The 9,853-nt window shown below is 35.0% G+C and carries 6 protein-coding genes; 2 read left to right on the top strand and 4 right to left on the bottom strand.

What is annotated here, in order from left to right:
* Positions 1–104 precede the first annotated feature (104 nt).
* The 4 genes from rocD to BZG01_RS14800 form a co-directional block, all read right to left on the bottom strand.
* Complete coding sequence (gene rocD, locus BZG01_RS14815; RefSeq protein WP_281256436.1) at positions 105–1,337, bottom strand: ornithine--oxo-acid transaminase; 1,233 nt, start codon at positions 1,335–1,337, stop codon at positions 105–107.
* Positions 1,338–1,563: 226 nt separating this feature from the next.
* A complete protein-coding gene (locus BZG01_RS14810) occupies positions 1,564–3,084 on the bottom strand; it encodes a PAS domain-containing hybrid sensor histidine kinase/response regulator (RefSeq protein ID WP_101310618.1) in 1,521 nt (506 codons plus the stop codon).
* Positions 3,085–3,172: 88 nt separating this feature from the next.
* Positions 3,173–5,224: a vWA domain-containing protein gene (locus BZG01_RS14805; protein ID WP_101310617.1), complete on the bottom strand. Its 2,052-nt coding sequence runs from the start codon at positions 5,222–5,224 to the stop codon at positions 3,173–3,175.
* Positions 5,225–5,280: 56 nt separating this feature from the next.
* A complete protein-coding gene (locus tag BZG01_RS14800; RefSeq protein WP_101310616.1) occupies positions 5,281–7,692 on the bottom strand; it encodes a TonB-dependent receptor in 2,412 nt (803 codons plus the stop codon).
* 184 nt (positions 7,693–7,876) lie between these two features.
* Between BZG01_RS14800 and BZG01_RS14795 the strand changes: the two genes are divergently transcribed.
* Both BZG01_RS14795 and BZG01_RS14790 read left to right on the top strand, forming a co-directional pair.
* Positions 7,877–9,109: a dipeptidase gene (locus tag BZG01_RS14795; protein ID WP_101310615.1), complete on the top strand. Its 1,233-nt coding sequence runs from the start codon at positions 7,877–7,879 to the stop codon at positions 9,107–9,109.
* A gap of 78 nt (positions 9,110–9,187) precedes the next feature.
* Entirely contained in the window at positions 9,188–9,613 is a 426-nt protein-coding gene (locus BZG01_RS14790; RefSeq protein WP_218973123.1) for an arsenate reductase/protein-tyrosine-phosphatase family protein, read from the top strand.
* Positions 9,614–9,853: the final 240 nt, after the last annotated feature.

The raw sequence follows: 9,853 nt of genomic DNA, 5'->3' as shown, positions 1-9,853 counted from the left end.
GGACCACTACTTGTCCGGTGATCGGACTACTGCTTGTCCAGTGATCGGACTACTGCTTGTCCGGTGATCGGAGTAATGCATAGAAAACTAATAGGTCAAATTGCTTATTCGAATTCAGCCATTGTTTTCTTAATGATATCAATAGCTTCTCTCAATTGTTCTTCGTTAATTGTCAATGGAGGAGCAAAACGGATAATATGACCATGAGTTGGTTTTGCAAGCATACCATTGTCGCGTAAGCGCATGCATACATCCCAAGCGGTTTTTCCATCTTTAGGCTTAATTACTATTGCGTTAAGCAATCCTTTTCCACGAACAAGTTCAATCATGTCTGATTTAACCGCTTGCAGTTCTTCACGGAATATTTTACCCATTGCTTCAGCATTTTCAGCTAATTTTTCTTCTTTAACAACGGTTAATGCCGCCATTGCTACTTCGCAGGCGATTGGGTTACCACCAAATGTAGAACCGTGCTCACCTGGTTTGATGCATAGCATGATTTCATCATCAGCTAATACTGCAGATACCGGCACAACACCACCTGAGATTGCTTTTCCAAGAATTAATACATCAGGACGAACACCTTCATGATCAACCGCTAATAATTTACCTGTTCTGGCAATACCGGTTTGAACTTCATCGGCAACAAATAGTACATTATTTGCTTTACAAAGATCTGATGCTTTTTTCAAGAAACCATCCTCAGGAACGTAAACTCCGGCTTCGCCTTGAATTGGTTCAACAAGGAATGCACATACATTTGGATCTTTCAATTCTTTTTCAAGAGCTTCAATGTCGTTGTAAGGAATTACAACAAAACCCGGCGTAAAAGGCCCAAAACCTTTGTATGAATCCGGATCGGTCGACATTGAAATTATAGTAATTGTACGTCCGTGGAAGTTCCCGTCGCATACAATAATTTTTGCTTCGTTGTCAGGAATACCTTTTACATCATATCCCCAGCGGCGCACTAATTTAAGTGCAGTTTCGTCGGCTTCGGCACCGGTATTCATTGGCAATACCTTGTCGTATCCAAAATATTTAGTTACAAATTCTTCGTATTTACCTAAGTTGTTGCTGTAAAAAGCGCGGGAGGTAAGAGTCAGTTTTTGAGCTTGTTCAATTAAAGCGTTCACAATCTTTGGATGACAGTGACCTTGATTAACGGCAGAATATGCAGACAAAAAATCAAAATATCTTTTCCCGTCAGTATCCCAAACATAAACACCTTCTCCACGTTCAAGAACTACTGGAAGTGGATGATAGTTGTGAGCACCAAATTTGGATTCCTTCTCCATGTAATCTTTCGCAGTCATGGATGTTGTTGCATTTGTCATAATTACAATGTTTAAAAGATTTGTTTGTTTGGATTGAGTTCTCGCAATCCAGTATGCCAAATTTGCAATTATTTTTTTATAAACCAATACTTTTGAGGTGTTTTTTAATCTCTCCAATAAAATTAATTTGAAAGAATACTCTTATCATAAGGTCATTTATTAAAATGTGTCTGATTTTATGATTAGGAGTTAGAGCTGTTCTCCCAATGAAAACAGTTAGTTTGATTTATGGGAGGAATTTTGCCATTGATTCCAGTAAATCTCCTTTTTTAATCGGTTTTGATAGGTGGTCGGAACAGCCTGCTTGAATTGATTTTTCTTTGTCCCCAATAAGTGCGTAGGCTGTTTGTGCAATAACAATTAGGTTAGGTCTTTTTTCTTTGATGATTGCAGTGGCCTCTAATCCATTGATTTGTGGTAGGTTAATATCCATTAATACAATGTTTATCTCAGGATTTTGCAGGCACGAATTAATTACTTCCTGTCCGTTTTTTGCCCATAGAATATTAATGTTTGTTCTTTGAAGATAAGCTTCAAGTATTTTAAAATTGGTGGTTTGATCTTCGGCAATAATAACGGTGTAGTTTTCCCAGTTGTAAGACTCCAGAGAGTGATCTTCTTCGTGCTGGTTGTCAGAAGTTAAGATGTTTGGAATTGTAAAGTTAATTGTTGTTCCTAAATTGTTTTCAGAAACAAACCAAATCTTTCCGCCTAGTAATTCCAGTTCCAATCGTGAAATATACATGCCTAAACCAGTGCCGCCATAATATTTTTGTCCTGATTCATCAACTTGTCTGAATCTTTTAAATACGCGGTTTTCATATTTGGAAGGAATACCAACTCCGGTATCGGTAACCGAAAAGTGAATTGTGTCTTTTATTATTTTGTAGGAACATGTAATGCTTCCTGTTTCTGTAAACTTTATTGCGTTGTGTATTAGGTTTTTAAATATACTTCTGATTTTAATCTGATCTGACTTTATCACATCGTTTGTGGAATCAAGATCAAAATTAAAAATTAGGTCAATATGTTCTTTGTTGTTTTCTTTCAGCAGGTTTAGGCTGTTCTCTTTTATGTCCAAAAGCATTTGGTTGAGATGAAAATTTCTCTTAATTGGTTTTGATACACGACTTTCAAGCATCGATACTTTTAATAGGTCTTCAATAATGCGCAGCAGTTGTAAGCCTGATGTTTTTATTGCGGTTGCAAATTTACTAACGTTGTCCTTTTCATTGCTTGTTTCCAATAGTTCAGAAAAACCAATAATCGAGTTTAAAGGTGTTCTTAGTTCATGGCTCATATTTGCCAAAAAAGAATTTTTTAGATTTTCGGCATCAAGAGCTTTGCTCCAGGCTTTTGCAATTTCAAACTCTTTTATTTTAGTTTCGGTAATATCTTGGAAAAGAACTTCTTCTATTAGGCCTTCCAGATTGTCATTATATACTTCTCCGGTTATTTTACCAAGTCTTAGTTCTCCATTTTTAAAAAATCGAAATTCAATCTCTATTGTTTGCTTTGCCATTTGCTGCAGTGAGACTAAAAAGAACTCGAGATCTTCAGGATGGATGTGTTTAATTAAATTTTGTCTGTTAGGTGTAAAGTTTGAGGTATCGTAGCCTAAAATAGAATAGGTGATGTTTGACCACCACATTTCATTTGAGTTATAAGTGTAGATCCAATAGCCAATACCTGCAATCCGATGAATTTTTTCTAGTTGCCTAATTTGTATAGAAGTATCAAGTTTCATGCTGATTAAATTAATTTAGTAATTATGTCAATGTTTGTACTGGTATTGTGTTTTGTAGTTGTTTGTTACGATGTGATATGCTGTAAGGTTATGATTGTTGTATTAAATTTATTCGATGCAACAAGCTTTCTGAAACAATAAGTAAAATACAAAGCAGAACAAAATGTTTCCAATATTGCTTTCCATTACTTTGTTCGTTATAAATGTCAGATAGTTTCATTTTTTCGGGAAAATTAAGCGAAATGGGCAATAATTGTGACTTTATTTGTGATTTTAGTTCATCTGGTGTGAAATATTCAGGATCTGATTCTGTTCTTGAGTAATTAAAAGAGCAGGAATATATTATTGAATCATTTCTGGATATCAAATAGTTATCGGCCAGAGTAATTTGTTCACGAGTGTAGAGAAGCGTTCCTTTATCAAAGTTATTTTCTTGATCGGGGATGATATCTGTCTGATTCTTTTTGTTGATGATATGAAACGATTCGTTGGATAAGTTATGCTCAAATGAATTGATTCTGACAGGCGTTTTGTTGCCCAAAGTGTAGTACAAAGAATGATTGTTACTACTGTTACGGGTTAAATTAATAACTGTAGGTACGAAAATTGGATGTGTAATTAAATTGGTCCATTCTGGGTTTAACTGCATGGTAAGCTGATAGAAATAACCGTTTCCATATTTTATTTTTAGTAATAGATTGTCGCCGGCCTGAGTCCGCCAAATATTCTCCGCTAAATTATTTTTTGACTGACCTAATTTGTAATGCTTGTAAATATCCGGTAGTCTGGCATCAGTCTTAATTTCTTTGAATACATTTTGGTAAAGCTCAGAGTTTAGTTCAATAATTGACAGCTTTTGTTTGCTTGAATCAATTTCTATTAATTGAGGAGCCGAAATTTCATCAAGGAATGCATTTACTGACTGATCAGGCTCACTGCTTGGAATAAACAGGACATGTCCTCCGTTAGACAGGTAATTTTTGATGGTTTGGCTGAAACCACTTTCAATTTCTTGAATTTCATTCAAAATAAGCAGTTGATAATTATCCAGATTTTCATTGAAAATACTGGATTTGTCATGGTTTTTAAATTCAAATGTTTCTGCGCCTGAAAATAATTTGTTCAGATATTTGTTGGGGTCATTCTGATTTATAGATACGATTTGAATCTTATCATTAATTGAATAAGAGAAATAGAATTTGTTGTCGTAGGTGATAGGAAAGTCACTGATTTCAACCATTCCCTGATAAATTCCTGATTTGTGATTTACATATTTCAGGCTGATAATTTTCTTTGAATTTTTATCAATATCAAAACTGGAAACCGATTTTGTACTGTCGTTGATACTTAGTTTAACAGGTATTTTTTGATAGTTTTGATTCGAAGTATTTACAACTCTGATAAAGAGTTCCTGACTTTGCTTTATTTGATGATAAGGCTTGTCAAACCAACAGGAATCAATTAGTAAATTATTTGATCGCTGTACCGAAAGAGGTAGGAAGGTGATAGAATTTGTACTGTCAACTTTTATGTTTTCAATATCGCTTTGCGTTTTTTGAAAATCGGAGAACACGTAGAGGTGGTAATTATTACCGGCATTATTAATTTGTATCTTCTTAATTTGTTCTGAAAGTAAAACGGGGATTGGCGAAGGGTTTATGTCCATAACCCTGGCTATCGCTTGTTGCTTGTTTAAATTTGAAGTGAAGGGGAAAAAATTATTACTGTAAATTCTAATTTTAGAATAGTTGGGGTAGCTGTTAATTAATTCGATAGCTTTATTTTTTGCTGCCTCTAATGCATTGCCACTTTCTGTTTCGGCATTCATACTAAATGAATTGTCGATATAAACCGTAAAGTATTCGTTTTGCTGCAGTCCCTTATTTTGATTGTTTTCGTTGGGGATGTAAGGTTGTGAAAAGGCAATAATAATGCAGGCCAAGGCAAGAAGTCTAAGCAGGAGAAGTAACCATTTTTTCACTTTCGACCGGCGCTTATTTTCAATATTCAGGTTTTTAAGAAACTTTAAATTGCTGAAATATATTTTCTTAAATCTCTTGAAATTAAAAAGATGTATAATAATAGGAAGTAGAAGGGCTAATAGAGCCCAAAGAACCTCTGGATGTAAAAAATGAAACATATTTAAGCTTTGTTTTTATCGTTACACTAAATTACTGATTGATGATAAGCTATTGGCTAGAATTTAGCAGTAAGCTTCAAGTTAATTTTTCTTGATGTAAGGTAATTTGGAATTGCATATTGATTCCCCGATACATCGTTAATCCATAAATAGGATATTGTATTATTTATATCCAAAACATTGAAAACTTCCAGACTTATCCACATCGATTTAAAATATTTTAATAAACCAGTTTTGTATTTGGTATTCTCATCGAGCAATATTTTCGAAAAACCCAAATCAATCCTTCTGTAATTAGGCATTCTAAAACTCTCACCATTCTTTCCTTTTTTAGGAGTCCAAACTGGTAGTTTTCCTCCGTAGAATAGACTTAAATGCATTTTATAGGATGGGTTGTTTGGTAAATAATCTTGAAAAAACATCGAGAAATTTACCCGTTCGTCTGTTGGTCTGGGTAAATAACCAAGTTCATCACCTATAATATCTTCTTCCGTTTTCATTATTGATAAACTCGCCCATGATTCAGTTCCCGGAACAAATTCACCATTAATTCTTACATCCAAACCTGTGGCATAACCTTTCGATTTTTTGTCACCATAGTATCGAATCCGAACATTTTCAATGTCATAAGGGGTTAATGATTTAAGATCTTTATAGTACAATTCGCTTGAGAATTTGAACGGGCGGTTCCAAGCTTTAAAGTAATATTCCTGACCTAAAACATAATGAATTGATTTTTGCAGATTCACATTGGTGCTAATCTGACCATTGTTAGTCAGCATTTCGCGGTACGACGGCGTTTGCTGGTAGTAACCGGTGGCAAAACGAAATTTAACTTTCTTTTCCCAGTTGGGAATGTAGTTGACAGATGCCCGGGGAGAGCAGAAGCTTTTAGTATTGTAATCCCAAAAATGATATCTCAGCCCTCCGGTTATCTGAAACTCTCCTTTGTTGTTTTGAAAAACATAGGTGCCTTGGGCAAATGAAGTGATGTGATTGCTGCTGATTTTATTAATTGCATTTTTCGTGTATGCAAGCGATACTTCAGAATCTGAAACGGGAATTGAATAACCTGCTGAATCCTGATATTGCCATTCGTTAATCTGATCATCAACTTCTTCATGTTTCCCGCCAATTCCCCATTGAATAAACAAATTATTTTTTTTGTGATCACCCTTTATATCAATTGTGCTCACTTTTTTACTCAGTTTATTTCTTGCGTGATCGATAAAAGTTCCTACACCCAGATTCTCTAAGCTTTCCGATGAACTTCCACCTTGCGATACAAATAAATCGCTGAGATAATATTGTCCCATAATATCGAAAGTTTCTTTTTCTGTAGTTTCATATCTGCTGGCTATAACACGGTACAAAGACTTGCTGTTCGGATGGAATTTTAATGTGAGTGCCTGAATATTAGTTTCGTATTTGTCCTTCTCCTTGCCATCGAAATAGATTTTAAGTTGTAGTGCCTCACTGATTGTTCCAAAAGATGTATTTCTGGTTTCAGGCTTAAAATTGTAATTGTTCCGGCTTAAACTTCCCCACAGATGCATGCTGAACGATGAGGAAAAACGATAATTTACCATTGCCTGAACATCTGTATAATTTGGTTTGTATTCCCCTTTTGTGTCCAAAGAATTTAGCAGATATGCATTTGTTTTGTATCGGATACCAGCTAAATAGGTTAGCTTGTTGTTTTTACTGCTGTTGGCAAAGTGAAAAGAACTCCCCAGCAAACTAGCTTCAGCAGAAGCTTCAAATTTATTTGGTGTTTTGTATTTTACATCCAAAACGGAAGAAAGCTTATCTCCGTATTTTGCATCATATCCTCCGGAAGAAAACTGAATGGATGAGACTAAATCGGGATTAATAACACTCAATCCTTCCTGCTGACCTGACCGAACCAAATTAGGACGGTAAATTTCTACCTCGTTAATGTATACAAGATTTTCATCGAAATTACCCCCTCGAACCGAATACTGAGAGCTTAATTCGTTATTGGAACTTACACCGGGCAGGGTTTTAATTATTTGTTCTACAGCACCATTTCCTGTTACAGGAAGTTGTTCCAGTTGCTTGGTGCTGATGCTAATGTTTTTATCCGTTATGGCTTTTTTTGAATCGACAGTAACCTCTCTTAACTGTTCCTGTTTTACCATTAATATAGGATTGAACAATTTTATTTCCCCAGGCTGTAATTGGAAATTTACCTCACTGTTTTGGTAACTAATGTGTGATATTTTTAAGGTAAATGTACTATTTGAGGGGACTTTAATGGAGTAATTTCCATTTGTATCGCTGATTGTAAATAGTGAAATCGGTTCAATTTGAATATGTGCGCCTGCAATTTCGTTCCGCTTGTTGTCAGTAATTTTTCCTTTAATAACAGCATTCTGCTGCGCTTTTAATTGTAAGGGAAGCAATAAGCAAAGTAAAAGAATTAATCGATATGTTGATTGAACCATAATGGTATACAGCCTGTTAAGTTCTGATGTCAGATAAAATATTGAGAATTACTAAAACACCAAGATACAAAGCAATTCTAAATAAAGGAATAGTTTCCATAAAATATAAAAAAATCAATATTCTACTTTTTTGTAGATTATGAGTTTATCTTTACAGATTATCTAACCCAAAATTGAATAAAATATGAAAAATATTTGTTGGACAGGTCTGTTTATTACCCTAATAACAGTTTTGTCATCCTGCGAAAGTCTGGATCAAAAAGCCACCAGGATTCACAATCATGCATTTACTGTTGATACCCATGTGGATACGCCGTATCAGTTGTTGGAAAAAGATTTTGATATTGCGGTTGCTCATCCTTATGTAAATGGAGGAAGTTGTGTTGATTTTCCGAGAATGAAAGAAGGTGGTTTGGATGGAATCTTTTTTGCTGCTTTTACTTTGCAAAGAGAAAGAACTCCGGAGAATATACTTGCTGCCCGTGCCAAAGCAGATGAATTGATAGATTCTGTTTATTCTGTTTGTCAGAAAAATAAGAATATAGCTGAGGTGGCATTGAGTGTTGAGGATGGTTATCGATTAGAGAAGGAAGGAAAAAGAGCTATCTATATTGGAATGGAGAATGGTTTTCCTTTGGGAAATGAAATTTCTGAAGTAGAAAGGTATTTTGAAAAAGGAGTTCGCTACATTACTTTGTGCCACACATCCAATAATGATATTTGTGATTCATCTACCGACAAAAATGGAGCTGAATTTAACGGATTGAGTGCTTTTGGAGAGCAAGTGGTTCCCAAAATGAATGATTTGGGAATAATAATTGATGTATCGCACATTTCGGACAGTTCATTTTTTGATGTTTTGAAACTTTCTAAAACTCCGGTTATCGCATCACATTCCTGCGCAAGAGCAGTATGCGATAATCCAAGAAACTTATCGGATAAGATGCTTAAGGCTTTGGCTAAAAATGGTGGTGTAATACAAATGTGCATTTTGGATGATTACGTTAAGGCTCCGGATACTACTACTATCGGCTATAAAAAGGAGATGGAACTACGGGTCAGGCATAAAAATTCAGGAAAAAGATCGATAGAGGAAGAAAATAAAATCTGGAACGAATGGCGTCAGATTCAAATTGATTATCCCAAGGATAAACCTACTGTGGCTGATGCTGTTAATCATATCGATCATATCGTGAATTTAATTGGAATTGATTATGTAGGAATAGGCACTGATTTTGATGGTGGAGGAGGCCTAAAAGATTGTGCCGATGTGAGCCAAATGATGAATATTACGAAAGAACTGTTGAGGAGAAACTATTCCGAAGAAGAAATTGCTAAAATTTGGGGTGGAAACTTTATGCGTGTTTTTAAGGAGGTAGAGGAATATGCCGGGAATAATAAAATGGCATTGAATTAGATTTCCTGCTGTTATGCAGCTTATTCTATTTGTGCACAAATTTTTAAATTTGTCATGAAAATATTAAAAAATTGAATGGTGAAGAAAGTATTGGTGTTAAGCGATAAAAATGTGGCCCGCTCGCAAATGGCTGAAAAGTGGCTGAACTATTATGGTAAAAGACATATAGAGGTATGGAGTGCAGGACTTGAAAAAGGATCTATTCAGGTATTGGCTCAAAAAGCAATGGCCGAAGCAATAATGGATATCCCTGAATATAAGTCGAAAGCACTTGATGAACTTAATCAGAATACTTTTGATTTTGTGTTGTGTTTCGATAAAGAAGTTGAAAATAAAGTTCCTGTACTCAATGGAAATCCTAAAGTTTTGTTGTTTGAACTGCCTGATCCAGCGAATGTGGAAGGAGAGGAAAATGTCAGATTACAAGCCTATAATGCAGTTTGCAATGCTGTAGATGATATCTGTTTTAGTTTTGTTCAGGATAATTTTCAGATTGTAGAATAGAATAGGACATTTTATTGATAAGTGATAAGAGTGTAGTTTTTTTGAATAGAGAAAGCGTAACGCAGATTTAAATATACAACGGGATTCAGAAATGAATCCCGTTTTTGTTTTCAGGCCTCCCTGTTTTGGCAGGTTTGGTTTCATCTCAACTTTATTTTTTATTTGTTGATTGTAGTTTTTGATGAGATTATTAATGAGTAGTATACGTGTAAGTTGTTGATTTGGTATTGTATGAATAGT

Source organism: Labilibaculum manganireducens, assembly GCF_002843385.1.
GTDB lineage: Bacteria > Bacteroidota > Bacteroidia > Bacteroidales > Marinifilaceae > Labilibaculum > Labilibaculum manganireducens.
Note: the sequence above shows the minus strand (reverse complement) of the source record. Positions and strands in the feature narration are given on the sequence as shown.